13 protein-coding genes and 1 tRNA gene are annotated in these 12,393 nt (G+C 63.1%); 8 read left to right on the top strand and 6 right to left on the bottom strand.

Annotation, left to right across the window (positions count from 1 at the left end; all coding sequences use genetic code 11):
* The first annotated feature begins 14 nt into the window (after positions 1-14).
* The 3 genes from FJV43_RS00705 (at position 15) to FJV43_RS00695 (ending at position 2,118) form a co-directional block, all read left to right on the top strand.
* Complete coding sequence (locus tag FJV43_RS00705; protein ID WP_239623903.1) at positions 15-593, top strand: MerR family transcriptional regulator; 579 nt, start codon at positions 15-17, stop codon at positions 591-593.
* A gap of 112 nt (positions 594-705) precedes the next feature.
* Positions 706-783 (top strand) — tRNA-Pro (locus FJV43_RS00700).
* A 258-nt stretch (positions 784-1,041) separates the two neighbouring features.
* The gene (locus FJV43_RS00695; RefSeq protein WP_239623902.1) at positions 1,042-2,118 is read left to right on the top strand and encodes a hypothetical protein; all 1,077 of its coding nucleotides are present in this window, start codon (positions 1,042-1,044) and stop codon (positions 2,116-2,118) included.
* A 133-nt stretch (positions 2,119-2,251) separates the two neighbouring features.
* Here FJV43_RS00695 and FJV43_RS00690 read toward each other — a convergent pair whose 3' ends face one another.
* Together FJV43_RS00690 and FJV43_RS00685 are read right to left on the bottom strand one after the other, a co-directional pair.
* Positions 2,252-2,731 (bottom strand): DUF3833 family protein, encoded by a 480-nt coding sequence (locus tag FJV43_RS00690; protein WP_239623901.1) that lies wholly within the window; start codon positions 2,729-2,731, stop codon positions 2,252-2,254.
* Positions 2,732-2,994: 263 nt separating this feature from the next.
* A complete protein-coding gene (locus tag FJV43_RS00685; protein ID WP_028178804.1) occupies positions 2,995-3,234 on the bottom strand; it encodes a hypothetical protein in 240 nt (79 codons plus the stop codon).
* 418 nt (positions 3,235-3,652) lie between these two features.
* Here FJV43_RS00685 and FJV43_RS00680 point away from each other — a divergent pair, with 418 nt between their 5' ends.
* Together FJV43_RS00680 and FJV43_RS00675 are read left to right on the top strand one after the other, a co-directional pair.
* Entirely contained in the window at positions 3,653-4,624 is a 972-nt protein-coding gene (locus FJV43_RS00680) for an SDR family NAD(P)-dependent oxidoreductase (RefSeq protein WP_239623900.1), read from the top strand.
* Positions 4,625-4,874: 250 nt separating this feature from the next.
* On the top strand, positions 4,875-5,987 hold the full coding sequence (locus FJV43_RS00675; RefSeq protein WP_239623899.1) for an alpha/beta hydrolase: 1,113 nt from the start codon (positions 4,875-4,877) through the stop codon (positions 5,985-5,987).
* A 27-nt stretch (positions 5,988-6,014) separates the two neighbouring features.
* Here the strand turns inward: FJV43_RS00675 and FJV43_RS00670 are convergent, their stop codons facing one another.
* Entirely contained in the window at positions 6,015-6,521 is a 507-nt protein-coding gene (locus FJV43_RS00670) for a MarR family transcriptional regulator (protein ID WP_239623898.1), read from the bottom strand.
* Between the two features lie 403 nt (positions 6,522-6,924).
* On the opposite strand from FJV43_RS00670, the gene FJV43_RS00665 reads away from it, so the two are divergent.
* Positions 6,925-8,448, top strand: a complete 1,524-nt coding sequence (locus FJV43_RS00665) for a porin (protein WP_239623897.1) — start codon at positions 6,925-6,927, stop codon at positions 8,446-8,448.
* Between the two features lie 273 nt (positions 8,449-8,721).
* Here FJV43_RS00665 and FJV43_RS00660 read toward each other — a convergent pair whose 3' ends face one another.
* From FJV43_RS00660 to FJV43_RS00650, 3 genes are all read right to left on the bottom strand, one after another.
* A complete protein-coding gene (locus tag FJV43_RS00660; RefSeq protein ID WP_239623896.1) occupies positions 8,722-9,201 on the bottom strand; it encodes a GcrA family cell cycle regulator in 480 nt (159 codons plus the stop codon).
* 74 nt (positions 9,202-9,275) lie between these two features.
* Positions 9,276-9,473 (bottom strand): hypothetical protein, encoded by a 198-nt coding sequence (locus FJV43_RS00655; RefSeq protein WP_024341172.1) that lies wholly within the window; start codon positions 9,471-9,473, stop codon positions 9,276-9,278.
* Positions 9,474-9,674: 201 nt separating this feature from the next.
* Complete coding sequence (locus tag FJV43_RS00650) at positions 9,675-10,616, bottom strand: acetamidase/formamidase family protein (RefSeq protein ID WP_239623895.1); 942 nt, start codon at positions 10,614-10,616, stop codon at positions 9,675-9,677.
* 168 nt (positions 10,617-10,784) lie between these two features.
* Here FJV43_RS00650 and FJV43_RS00645 point away from each other — a divergent pair, with 168 nt between their 5' ends.
* A complete protein-coding gene (locus FJV43_RS00645) occupies positions 10,785-11,552 on the top strand; it encodes a YdcF family protein (protein WP_239629797.1) in 768 nt (255 codons plus the stop codon).
* Positions 11,553-11,610: 58 nt separating this feature from the next.
* Positions 11,611-12,393 (top strand): DUF169 domain-containing protein, encoded by a 783-nt coding sequence (locus tag FJV43_RS00640; RefSeq protein WP_239623894.1) that lies wholly within the window; start codon positions 11,611-11,613, stop codon positions 12,391-12,393.

Genomic DNA, 12,393 nt, shown 5'->3' with positions numbered 1-12,393 from the left:
AAAGGATTTGGCATTTGGACAAGGCGCCGGATGCGTTCCGAACCATCAGCGAAGTAGCGCAGGAACTCGACATTCCGCAGCACGTGCTGCGGTTCTGGGAGACCCGGTTCTCCCAGATCAAGCCGATGAAGCGCAGCGGCGGCCGCCGCTATTACCGCCCCGACGACGTCGACCTGCTCAAGGGCATCCGCCGGCTGCTCTACGGGGAGGGCTACACCATCCGCGGGGTGCAGCGGATCCTGAAGGAGCACGGCGTCAAATCGGTGCAGGGCTTGGCCGACAGCGCCGCCGCGGTCTCGTTCGGGGCCATCGAGGACGCCATCGGCGCGAGCCTGATCGAGCCCGAGGACGAGGCGCCCATCAAGGGCGTCACCGACACCGACGATGACGACTACCAGGGCGACGAAGAGGAAGGCATCGACTTCCGCTTCAGCGAGATCGACGACGAGGAGATCCTCACCACCTTCCGCAAGGGCGGCGCCACTGCTGCGCCCGCCGGCCCCAGCGCGCTGGACCGGGAGCGCCTAGGCCGGGCGCTCGCCGACCTCGTCGCCTGCCGGGAGATGCTGGATCAGGCGCTGAAGGACGGGTGAGGAGCCGCATCCGGCCGGCTTTGCGGGCAGTTCCGGGCCGGGTGTCGGCAACGGCAAAATGCTGCGGCCTCGCCTTGCACATCGCGCCGATCCTAGCTAATGGAACGACGTTCGGAGCGTGGCGCAGCCCGGTTAGCGCACTAGTCTGGGAGACTAGGGGTCGGAGGTTCAAATCCTCTCGCTCCGACCATTTTGTCCAAATCATTTGTCGGGCGGATCGACCGGGCGCAGGGCTCGCGCCGGCGGGGTCGCGTGCGCGACGGCGGCGGGCGGCTGCTTCGGTGGTCGGCAAACCAAAATGCCCGAAAACAACCCCATGCACAGTAGCGGTCGGAGCTTCGATGGAGCTTGCGGCGCGGCAGGCCGGCGCTGATTGTTTCTACCAAAGATATAGCGACCGCTTATGGTCTCACGCTACGTTGTGCCACTTGATGCAGGAATTGAATCGATGGCGAAGCTTGTGAAGGCCATGGTGCGGCGAAAAATTTGCGCGCTCGCTCTGTTATTGGCTTTTCAGTCAGGTTCAGCCGATGCGCAATCGAACATGACCGTAAAGGGACTTCCGCCGGAGTTACCCATTGAGATAGCGGGCAATCAGTGGTTCGTCTTTTTGGACGGAGACATCGATCCCGACGCACCCCAGCGGTTTGAGCGGTATGTCACGCAAAATCGTATTCCCGACCGGTCTGTTGTCTACCTGAATTCACCCGGTGGAAGTCTGGTTGCGGGAATAGAACTCGGTCGCCTCATCCGAAAGCATGGATTTTCTACCGATATCGGTCGGAAATCACCATCCTCTCCAAAGCGCTTCGATATCGATGAGGGCGGCTGTTACAGCGCGTGCGCATACGCCTATTTGGGCGGTCAATTCAGGTATTTGAAGCAGGGGTCCCGATACGGCGTTCACCAATTCAAGTCGCTGCGAGCCGATGAGCGCATTGAAGGAGCTGCTCAAGTCGTTTCCGCCCTGGCAGTAGAATACATACGCTCAATGGATGTCGATCCAGATCTATTCACGTTGGGCACCGCGGCGAGCCCTGACGGCATGCATGAAATCGACAAGGCGACTTTGGAACGGCTGAACGTCGTCAATAACGGGCGGACTCGACCTGTCTGGACAATTGAAAGTACGGACCGCCAACTTTATCTGAAAGGAGAGCGAACAACCGAGGAGTCTGGAATAAATAAGTTCATCCTGTACTGCGAAAAACGCCGAACAGTCTTGCTCGCTATCTTCGATGCTCTTCGCAGGGATACTGAACTAAAGAATATGGCCGCCCATTCTCTTTTGATCGATGGGCAGGTGTATCCATTAAGGCCCGATACCAAGCGGATTCAAAACGGATTGTTCAATGTCGTATACAGTCTATCACAAAGGGAAATAGGGGTCCTTCGAAAGGGGGAGACTGTTGGTGTGGCGATTCAGGCCTCGCATGAGGCACCTGTATTCTTCGGATTCGAGGGAATGAGCATCGGAAGCGGCAAGCCGAAGCTTATCGGTATACTCAATCAGTGCGCCCGCTAAGATCTTCCCATTTTGTGGACGTGCCTGTTCTCCCATAAGGCAGTCGACTTGGCTGCCGAGCAATCGACGCCCCCTCCCGTTCTGCTAAAGGTTGAGCCTCTGTACGAGCATGCCTGCGCGGGCGTCGCGCGCGTTAGGTCACCTTTCGATAAGTGACATGCGCGGTTGCGAACGGGATACCCGCTCGGCCGGCGCTTCCGCGAACGATGCACGCGCTTTCATCGATCGCATAAAACCAATCATCGAAGTTCAGCTTGAAAGACTTGCCATCGCCTTGCGGGGTGTCGCGGGTGTACTTCCAGTGAAACGCGCATCCGGCTTGCTCGCCCACGGCTTCGCCCTCCAGGCGATTTTCGTGACCGATGTATCGACCTGCAGCTATTTTGTGAATCGTCCAGCGTAGTGTGTCGCTGTGGCCATCATCGAAAGTGTAGGTCTCAGTCAAGAGCACCGTATCGGTGCTCGCGTCGAGTTCACCGTGAGCCGATATCGTCGCGCGCTTGAGAAGCCCGCCGACGAGGCTTTCAAGAACAGCCCAACCTTCCAGGCGCCCGACAAAGAAGATTTCGGGGAGAAACACGGGCGAAGTGCCTGCGAATGCATCGATGGCCATGGTTTGTACCTCGCCCCTTTAAGTCGTCTTCAGCGCCCAAGTTCCTATTTTCGGAGAGCCGCGCCCGGTTGGGTGCGTTCAACCATCGCGCGCTGATCCCGCCACTGGAGGGATGGCTGCGCCTGCGATGTTGCGGGATGGAAGAGATCTGTGACCGTTGGCGCGCGCCGTCTCATCTGACTGGCGCGGTGCGGCCCGTCGGAGGCGGCCTCCGGGGCGTTTCCTCGATCCGTCGTGTTCGGATCAGTAGTTTTGCGGGGCCGTCAGGCGTGGCCCTTGATCTCGTAGTGGCCCGGCACGCATTTGTAGCGCTCGAGGCGCCAGTTGGCGTGATAGATCGGATGCTCGCCCATCCATTTCGCGAGCGGGGCCTGTGCGCCGACCGCGCATTGCATCATCGAAATCTCGGGCGTCATGTTGCTGTCGGTCACGATTTCCTCGACGCAACTGCCTGAGCTGGCTGCGCCAAGCCGGCAAAGTACGGCAACGACGGTCACGAACATTCCTGTCACCTCATCGGTTGTTTCTGACCACGAGGAGGATGCAAGCGGAGTGCCAGAGCCTGTTGCACGCAAGCGACACGCTGGCCTGGCCGAAACAACCCGGTGTCCCCCCGATCCGACGATTCGGATCGTAAGAGAAATGCTCTTAACCCGAAGCCGGGCAAAATACGGGAGCCGGGGCAGTCATCCCCGGTTGCGGGACCAGCTCCGCGCGGCGGCCTTCCGTGAGGCGGGCCCGGCGTACGGAGCCGGCCGCGCTCTGGTGCAGCGGAATAGTCCGTCAGTCGAAATAAGCGATGTCGAAGCTGACTGCGCGCGGCTTTTACCTGTGGATGCGGCGCTGCTACAGTTTTGCGGGCGCCCGGTGAGCGGCGCCGTGACGAAGAAACATACCGACAAGGGGAGGGACCGAAGTCCCATGAAGGATTTTGCTGGAAAGATCGCGGTCATCACCGGCGGCGGCACGGGAATGGGGCGCGAGCTCGCGCGGCAGCTCGTGGCCGAAGGCTGCAACGTCGCGATGTGCGACGTCTCGGAGGCCGCGATGGCCGAGACCAGGCGGCTGTGCGAGACCGAGAAACTGCCGCAGGGCCTGCGCGTCACGACCCATGTCGCCGACGTCGCGATCGAGGATCACCTGAAGCGTTTTCGCGACGAGCTCGCCGAGCAGCAGAAGACGGACAAGATCCATCTGCTGTTCAACAATGCCGGCATCGGCGGGGGCGGCAGCCTGTTCACCAACACGCGCGAGCAGTGGGAGCGCACCTTCAACATCTGCTGGGGCGGGGTCTATCTCGGCGTGCGCACCTTCCTGCCGATGCTGGTCGCGGCGGACGAGGCCCACATCGTCAACACCGCGAGCGTCAACGGCTTCTGGGCCTCGATCGGCATGAACCAGGCGCACACCGCCTATAGCTCGGCCAAGTTCGCCGTGAAGGGATTTACCGAAGCGCTGATCAACGATCTCCGCCTGCACGCGCCGCACGTCAAATGCTCGGTCGTGATGCCCGGTCACATCGGCACCTCGATCGTCTCGAATTCGCGCAAGGTGCAGAGCGCGGACGGCTCGGAACGGCTTAGCGACGACGAGGTGGCGCTGACCCGCAAGCGCATGGTGGCGGCCGGCGTGCCGGATGCGGACAAGATGTCGGACGAGGACATCCAGGCGGTGTTCGCCGAGCGCGCCCGCAGCTTTCTGGAGGATGCGCCGACGACGGCGGCGCAGGCGGCGAAGATCATTCTCGACGGCGTCAAGGCGGAGCGCTGGCGAATCCTCGTCGGCGAGGACGCAAAACGTCTCGACGAGCGCGTGCGCGCCACGCCGGAGCAGGCTTACGACCGCGCCTTCTACGAAACTCTCGTGCAGGAGGTCGGCTGGCGGCTTGGTTGAGACAGTCTCCGAGCGGGCGCGAAAATATGGTATGATGATCATCATGGCAAGAGATGCGCAGGGAATCTTGCGTGCCACCTCTTCCCAATGTTCGCCCGCTCCATGACCTATTGGAATGTCACGCATGCGACATGACGATGTTCAAGCGATGGTGATCTGAAACGCCCCTCATCGGGCGCTCGGCCGCTTGGTTGGCGGACTGAAATCGTTTAATTAATGGGAGTAACGCGACGATCGAGCGTAGCTCCCGATGATGCCAGCATGCCTCTCCGACGACTGGACCCTTTGCCCGGAACGAGAGGACATTTCCGCTGAGTTCACGCGGCTGCTCACTGCGGCCCAGGAGGGCGGCGCCACGATCGCGGAATGCCTCATGATCGCGCGACAGCTGAAGCGGGGCGACGACCGGTCCTGGCATCGCGAGTGGAAGAAGCTGGCGCAAACCAATCGGCAGCGCGCCGAAGTCGCGTTCGCGGAGGGCCACATGGCGAGCGCGCAGCGCAATTGGCTGCGCGCGATGAACTACTATGGTGCCGCGGCGATGCCGCTCGATCCGGCGGATGAGCGCCGCTGGGTCGCGGTGCTGGCGATGCAGGACTGTGCCCGCCGCTATCTCGCCGCGCGCAGCCCGGCCGGCGAAGTCGTGACGATACCCTGGCTCGACGGGCATTCGCTGCAAGGCTATTTCCTTCCTGCGCCGTCAGCCGGCGGGCGGGCTCCGACCGTGATCTGCATCGGCGAGCCCGGTCACCGCAAGGAAGAGTTCCTGATCAAGCTCGTGCCGCATGCGCGCGAGCGCGGTTTCTCGATGCTGGCCATCGACCTGTTCGGCGACCAGCGCGACGATTTTCTCGACGCGCTGTTGCGGCGCCGGGATCTCGAGAGCGCGATCCCTGGCGTCATGGACTATCTGGAGACGCGCGGTGACGTCGACTTCGCGCGCGTCGGGATCATCGCCGATGGCTGGGGCTCGTCCTTCGTCTCGCGCGCGGTGTTGCAGGAGCCGCGGCTTGCCGCCGCCGTCTGCGACGGTGGCCTGTGGGACCTGCACGAACGAGCGTTCTTCGCCAGCCGGTTCGCGATGAGCGACGTCAGCATCGTCCCGGTGCCGCATGCGCCGCTCATGGCCTCGAGCGCCGAGTGCCCGGTGCTGATCACGCTCGGCGAGGACGGTTGGCTCAAGGCCGATCGGGCGCGTCAGATCGTCCGGAACTCCAGGCTCGGCGGTTCGGACGTCATGCTGAAGGTGTTCACTGCGGCCGAGACCGGCGCGGCACAGGGCCATGCGGACAATCCCAGCCTTGCCAACGAATACATCTTCGACTGGCTCGAATCGCGGCTCGGTGCCGCCGGGCGCATCTAGCGGCGGTTGCCCGGATCGGGCCGGGCGTCAGAAGTCCAGGCTCAGACGGACGCAGGCCTTTTCGAGACGGCCCTTCAGCGTCGCGAGCTTGGTGGTGAATTCGGTGAGCTCGGCCTCGTCGAATTCCTGGAAGACGAATTCCCTGATGGTCTTGTACTGCTCAGTGAGGCTCGCCAGGTGCTTCTGCGTCTTATCGGTCAGGGACAGCCGGACCACCCTGGCGTCGGTCGGCGAGGGGCGGCGGCGCAACAGGCCCTTTTTTTCGAGCAGCTTGGACTGGGTGGTGACGAAGGACGGATCGACGTGGAGGAGCTTGGACACGACGTTGACCGGGATGCCGTCGTCCTTGTCGAGGTCGGAGATGGCCATCAGGATCAGCCATTGCGGCCCGCTGATGCCGAGCGTCCTCGCCCAGAACTGACGCAGCTCCTCGAGATACAGGTTGATCGACGATATCTCCCAGGTGAAGCGCCTGATGATATCCAGGTTGCCGATGGTGCGCAGGCGCGCTCCCTCTTTCCTCGTCGCGGACACAGCGTCACTCCGTGAACCGGTTGTTCAGGTCGGTGTTCGTAGAACGTCATAGTCCACGCAAGCCTGCTCTGACGCAAGTGCAGAGCAGGCTAATTTTGTCACCAGAACCACAAAGATGACTGGCTCAGCAGATTCGCCCGGCCCCGGTGTTGCCCCCGGGGCACAGGTTTAGCGAAACCAGTAACCTGAGCTAATAAACTATTTTAATTAGCGGAACAGCGCAGGCATATTGACAGCGACGGTGGGGGGTACTCGATCGTCCCGTTGCAGGTGGTTCGCTCACGTCCCTCGCCTCGAAAGCGGGTGGTCCGAAAGCGCAAAGCGGCCGAGCGGATTTGAGAGACGGGGATCTGGGGGGCCTCACGGTCCGGTCTCCGCAAAATGAGCAACTTGGAGGTTTTAAATGAAAGTGGTGAAGAGCCTTTTGCTCGGCACTGCGGCGGGTCTGATCGCCGTCGGTGGAGCCCAGGCGGCCGATCTTCCGGTCAAGGCCAAGGCGGTCGAGTACGTCAAGATCTGCTCGCTGTACGGCGCGGGCTTCTACTACATCCCGGGCAGCGACACCTGCATCAAGCTGGGCGGCTACCTGCGTGCCGAAGTGGCGCTGAACGCCGGCGGCAACTACAGTGCCCAGTACAACGGCGTGTTCGCGGCCAACAACCGCCTGACCAACTACTACTCGATGCGCGCTCGTCAGGATCTCAACATCGATACGCGCACCGCGACCGAGTACGGCGTCGTCCGCACCTATTTCGACGCGGTCTTCACCTGGACGACCGGCAGCTATGTCGGCACCGGCTCTGGCACGGGCGCGACCGCCTACAGTGCCACGACGGCCGGCACGTCCAACCTCAACCCGACTGACGGCGGCATCTCGGGCGGTTCGCTCGGCGTCTACTACGCCTTCATCCAGTTCGCCGGCTTCACCCTGGGCAAGTCGGTGTCGCAGTTCGACGCTCCCTGGATCAACTATCCCGGCAACAATTTCGACCAGCTCGTCGGCGGCAGCGGCACCACCAACGGCGTCCCCCAGGTCAGCTACACGGCCGATTTCGGCCAGGGCGTGACGGCAACGGTCTCCGTGCAGGATCAGACGCAGATCTTCCAGACCAACATCTGGAATACCGCGGGCATGACGACCTCGGGCGTTCTCGGCGGCGCCTACGGCTCGAGCGATTTCGGTGGCACCCGGTCTCCCGACATCGTCGGCGCGGTCCGCGTCGACCAGGCCTGGGGCCTGTTCCAGGCGTCGGTCGCTGCGCACGACAACCATACCGGCTATTACGGTGCGACCGAAGTCACCGGTCATCCCGAAGACAAGTGGGGCTGGGCGGTTCAGCTCGCTCTCTCGATCAAGAACATTCCGACCGGCGCCGGCGACGTGATCAACGTCTCGGGCGTCTACACCGAAGGCGCGAGCCGCTACAACTTCCAGGAACTGGCCGCGACCAGCTACTCGATGTTCGGCAGCTCGAACGCCGCCTACCAGAGCATCGGCTTCGCTGGCGTCTCTGACGCGGTGTTCGGCCCGGGCGGCCAGCTCGAGCTGACCAAGACCTACGGCTTCCGTGGTGCCTACACCCACAACTGGAGCCCGTATTGGAATACGGCGCTCTACGGCGCGTGGGCTGCAGTCAACTACAACAGCACGGCGAAGGGCCTGATCTGCGGCAGCGCCGCGTTCGCGACCCTGACCGGCACATGCAATCCGGACTTCAACATCGGCCAGGTGGGCGTCATCACCCGCTGGACGCCGGTGAAGAACCTGACCTTCTCGGCCGACTTCGTCTACAGCCATCTCGACCAGAAGTATTCGGGCGTGATCACGACGCCAGCGCTGACGAGCGTCGCCAAGCCGGGTGCGACCTACGAGCTGAAGGACCAGGACACCTACAGCCTCCTGCTGCGCGCCCAGCGCAACTGGTAAGCTCGAAGGTTTTGAACTTGATGAAGCCCCGGCGGGAAACCGCCGGGGCTTTTTCGCAAGGAAGGGCATTCGGAAAATCGGATGGCCTTTGCAGAGGACGAAGACGAGCCATGCGATTCGATCGTCTCAAACTTATTTACTTACCTGAGTTACTAAGCTATATACCGACCAGCCAAATACGAAAGTTGCGGCTCTTAGCTTCACGCTAAGCCTCCAGAAACCTCCGGTGATGCCCCGCCGGAGGTTTTTTGTTTTCTGGAGCACGGCGCGGCATCAGCCGCGCATCACGCGAGCGCGCGTGTTCGGCCGGTAGGCGAGGCGGCTGTGACCGGCGCAATAGGGCTGGCCGTCGGGAGCCGTGTTGCCGCAGAAGCAGAAATCGTCTTCGCCCGGCGTCGAGATCGGCCATCGGCAGCGGTTCTCGGACAACTCCAGCAGAGAGCAGCGATTGGCCTCGTCGATGGGGCACGCGGCCGCGGGGCCATCGCTCTCGCCATAGATCGTGGCGAGCATCTCATATTGCAGCCGCGGCACGGCCCTCCGCGTGCGCGCCGGCGCAAAGCCCCTGTCCTGGTCCTTGCGGTCGTCGACCGCCCGGCCGCGCGTCAGATTCAGCCGGGACAGCTTGCCGATCACGGCATTGCGGCTGACGCCGATGTCGGCGGCGATCTCGCGGCAGGAGAGGCCGGCCTCGAAGTGTCGCTTCAGCAGTTCAATGCGTTCGTCGGTCCAGGTTGGTGAGAGAGCAGGCATGTGTAACGATCCCAGGTTGCAGATGTCGGCCATCCGCCCTCTCGAGATCCGTCCGCCTCACGTCGGGCGCGCACTCACGTCCTGCCATTGTCGCGGATCGACAAGAGCCCGTCCTTGATGGCGAGACGGATGCCTTCCTCGATCAATGTCCGTGCGACGCCGGGAACGCTGGTGCCGTGGGTGCCCTGTCTCACCAGCTTCTCCAGATAGGCGATGGTCGAGAGCGCCAAGGTAACGGGAATGCGGTCAGTCTCGGCTTTTTCGGTGGCCATGGCCCGAACGCTAGCCTCTTACTCGGGTACATAAAAGTAACGATTAAGACTCTATTTAGGTTCGGGGGTGGAAGTCAAATCAGCGCCGGGGCAGCCGCTCACCTTGTTGGAATCGCTTGGGAATCGAACACGCCGCGGCGCGCCGCGGAGAAGACCGGGCGGCCGCTTGATGTCGGCAAGTCGGGGAAGGGCCCGGCGGGCTCAGCCGTGCACGATCGCCTTTTCGATCATGCAATGGATGCCCTTGGCGCCGTTGACGGTCTGGGTCACCCGCAAATCGGCCGCCAGGCTGCACAGCGTGTAGGCGTCCTCGCGCGACAGATTTCGTGTCTCGCCGAGCAGCGCAATCATGTCGCGCAGCGCGCGCACCACGCATTGGTCGAGGTCGGGGTCCATCGCCATGGTCATGTAGTGCGTCGCCGTCTCGGCGCGGGGGTAGTCGAGCCTGAGATCCTTGCGCAGCGTCAGGCGGAAGCGGCCCTGCAGCGCGGTCTCGATCGCGGTGACGCAGACTTCGCCGTCGCCCTGCACGCCATGGCCGTCACCGCAGGAGAACATCGCGCCCGGAACGAACACCGGCAGATACAGCGTCGCGCCGGCGCCGAGCTCCTTGTTGTCGAGATTGCCGCCCATCGCGCGCGGGATCAGAGAGGAGATGCGACCCCAGGCCGGCGGCGGCGAAACGCCCATCACGCCGAAGAACGGCTTGAGAGGCAGGTCGAGGCCCCACGGCATGCGGCCAACCATCCGCGACCGGTCGAGCGGGATGTTGAGGATGCGAGTCTCGTGGAAATCGTCGGGCAGGGTCCCGGACAGCGGCTTGATCATGTTCCAGCCCCAATCCTGCCGGAGCTGGACGTCGAGGACCTCGACCGCGAGCACGTCGCCGGGCTCGGCCCCCTCGACCGCGATCGGACCAGTTAGGATGTGGCCGGGCAGCATGCGCTCGTTCTTCGCATGAACCTCGTGCATCTCGGGCGGAATGTGAAATTTGTCGCGGTCGGGCAGCATGTCGGGGCCGCCGCTGATGGTGTCGACCGTCACCTCGTCGCCGCTGGCGATGGTGAGGACGGGCCGAAGCGCGGCTTCGAAGAAGCCCCAATGGCAGGTTTCGGGGCTGGAATGCAGGTGATGATGGGTCATTTGCCGCGTCCGCTTGGTTTCATCGGCCGCGGGCTTGACCCAACGATCGATCCTCTTTCAAGAAGATTTCTGAAGATGGCGGGGCCGGTCAAGCCCTGCACAGACAGGCACGATGATTTCAGCGAGGCTCCCCTGTTCTTTGTTCTTTCCAAGACCCTCGGCGTCGCGCTGCTCCCGATCAATCTCCTGGTCGAGCTCGGGATCCTGTCCGTCGTGCTGATGGCGACGCGCTTTGCCGCGCTCGGCCGCAGGCTTGCTGTGATCACGCTGGTGGTGCTGGGGCTCGCTGCGTTCTCGCCGCTCGGCAATCTCCTGATCTATCCGCTGGAGTCGCGCTTTCCGGCGTGGGTTCCGTCGCGCGGCGCGCCCGACGGCATCATCGTGCTCGGCGGCTCCGTCGACACCGATCTGTCGGCGGCGCACCGCACGCCCGTCGTCGCGCATGCGGCCGATCGTCTGTTCGCGCCGGCCGAGCTCGCGCGGCGCTATCCGAACGCGCGCATCGTCTTCACCGGAGGCTCAGCGAACCTGGTTTCGACCGAGGCGAAGGAGGCCGACTACTCCGCGCCGATCCTGGAGAATCTCGGCATACCGAAGCAACGCCTGATCCTCGAACGCGACTCCCGCAACACCTGGGAGAATGCGATCTTCACCAGGAAATTGGTATCGCCAAAGCCGGGCGAGCGCTGGCTCCTGGTCACCTCGGCCTTCCACATGCCGCGCTCGATGGGGATCTTCCGCAAGGCCGGATTTAACGTCGAGGCCTATCCCGTGGACTGGCGGATGGGGGGACGAGACGATCTGTTGTCCTTCACCAATGTCGGAGCGGACGGGCTGGGCCGAACCGAAGTAGCCGTCCGCGAGTGGATCGGCCTCGTGGCCTACCGTCTGATGGGCCGGACCGGCGAGTTGCTTCCGGGGCCGGGCAAGGACTAGAACGAGGGTCGCAAAACAACAACACACGGCGCGCGATCGCCGGCCGGGAGGGACCGCCATGCAGGAGCAGAGCGCAGAGAGGATCGATCTTGCCGGCCTCGTCGCCGACCTCAACAGCCTGCTGCGGCTGAAGACGACGGTGATCGGCATGAAGCTGTTCGCAACGGCCGCGGAGATGGAGGCGATCCCGAAGGTCCGGCGTCCGAACGCAATTCACACCACCGATCAGATCGTCAGCATGGCCGCGCGCCTCGGATGGACCGTCGGCATCACCGCCGACGACCTCGTCGGCGCGCAATGCCGCGCGGTAATCGGCCTTGCGCCGCAGGACGAGAAATGGCTCGCCGGCGAAAACTATGTCGGGGTCTGGCACGGCACGGCGGAGGATGCGCGTAAGCGCCAGGAGGCGCTGGATGTGGTTCCGTTCGGGCAGTATCAGGCGCTCGCCGTCAGTCCGCTGGCGAGCGGCCGGTTCGATCCGCCCGACATCTGCCTGGTCTATGCGACGCCGGGGCAGATGATCATCCTGATCAACGGGCTGCAATATACCGGCTACCGGAAGTTCGAATGGGGCGTGGTCGGCGAGACCGCGTGTGCGGATTCCTGGGGGCGGGCACTCAAGACCGGGGAGCCCAGCCTGTCCTTGCCATGCTATGCCGAACGGCGCTATGGCGGCGTGCCGGACGAGGAGATGCTGATGGCCTTGAAGCCGTCGCATCTCGCCAAGGCAGTCGAAGGCATGAAGGCGCTGGCCAGGAACGGCCTGCGCTATCCGATCCCGCCCTATGGCATTCAAAGCGACGTCCGTGCCGGGATGGGCGTGAGTTACGCGAAGAAATAA

Origin of the sequence: Bradyrhizobium sp. I71 (assembly GCF_022354745.1) — a bacterium.
Taxonomy (GTDB): Bacteria; Pseudomonadota; Alphaproteobacteria; order Rhizobiales; family Xanthobacteraceae; genus Bradyrhizobium; species Bradyrhizobium liaoningense.
This window is presented reverse-complemented; position numbering and strand designations above follow the sequence as displayed.